Here is a 1,300-nt window from a genome sequence, read left to right on the forward strand (position 1 = left end):
TACTGTTGAGTTTACCAAGACCAAACACTCACCAGAGAAACCACGATGACCAAGCCCACTATCGCATTGACCGAGTTGGTTGAGAAAGGGGCAGACGCTGATCTGCTCAAGCAAATGATCCAGTTCGTCGCCCAGCGGATGATGGAGTTCGACGTCGAAAGCCTGTGCGGCGCCGGCTTCGACGTCAAAAGCCCAGACCGCACAAATAGTCGCAACGGTTACCGAGACCGCCTGTGGCAAACCCGTGCTGGTGACGTTGATCTGAAGATCCCCAAACTGCGCCAAGGAAGCTACTTCCCCGGTTTCCTGGAGCCGCGCAGAACCGCTGAGAAGGCGATGGCGGCAGTGATTCAGGAAGCCTATATACAGGGGGTTTCCACGCGCTCAGTCGACGAGCTGGTCAAGGCCATGGGCATGACCGGCATCTCGAAAAGCCAGGTATCCAGGCTCGCGGGCGAGATCGATGAACGTGTCAATGCATTTCTGGATAGACCCCTTGAGGGCGACTGGCCGTACCTCTGGATCGACGCCACCTACGTCAAAGTGCGTGAGGCAGGCCGTATCGTTTCGGTCGCGGTAATAATCGCCGTGGCTGTGAGCACCCATGGCGGACGGGAAATTCTGGGCATGCGGGTGGGCCCTTCCGAAGCTGAGCCGTTCTGGACGGACTTCCTGCGCAGTCTGATGCGTCGTGGTTTGCGCGGGGTAAAGCTGGTGATCTCTGATGCTCACGAAGGCCTCAAAGCGGCTGTGGCCAAGGTCTTCCATGCGACTTGGCAGCGCTGCCGCGTGCACTTTATGCGTAACGCCATGGCCCACGTCGGCAAGGGCCAACGCAGTATGGTGGCGGCGCTGCTGCGCACAGTGTTTGCCCAGGACAGCCGCCAGGAATGCCACCAGCAGTGGCGCCTGGTGGCCGATCAGTTACGTGAGAAATACCCGAAGATCGCAGCTCTCATGGACGGCTGCGAGGATGAAGTGCTGGCGCACATGGCCTTCCCAAAGGCACACCGGCAGCAACTTCACAGCACCAACCCGCTGGAACGGCTGAACGCGGAGATCAAACGACGCACCGATGTCGTGGGTATTTTTCCTAACGATCCGGCGATCACCAGGCTGGTCGGGGCGATGTTGCTGGAGCAGAACGACGAATGGTGCCTGCAAAGGCGCTACATGCAATTGGAAGCCTTCGAGGCGGTCAGCGATAATCCGCAGGCCAAGCTGTCGGCCGTGATCAACTAAACGGCAAACTCAATGGCCAGAGCCGTGATGAGTTACACCACTTCCTGGGACACGATCA

At 58.7% G+C, this 1,300-nt stretch carries 1 protein-coding gene; it reads left to right on the forward strand.

The window, feature by feature from the left end; all coding sequences use genetic code 11:
- The first annotated feature begins 45 nt into the window (after positions 1-45).
- The gene (locus HB675_RS25675) at positions 46-1,242 is read left to right on the forward strand and encodes an IS256 family transposase (protein ID WP_213881966.1); all 1,197 of its coding nucleotides are present in this window, start codon (positions 46-48) and stop codon (positions 1,240-1,242) included.
- Positions 1,243-1,300 lie beyond the last annotated feature (58 nt).

The sequence above is a fragment of the Pseudomonas sp. dw_358 genome (assembly GCF_018449655.1).
Lineage (GTDB): Bacteria > Pseudomonadota > Gammaproteobacteria > Pseudomonadales > Pseudomonadaceae > Aquipseudomonas.

Excerpts from the sequence above, each read along its gene's own strand:
- HB675_RS25675 (WP_213881966.1), top strand. The coding sequence starts at position 46 with ATGACCAAGCCCACTATCGCATTGACCGAGTTGGTTGAGAAAGGGGCA.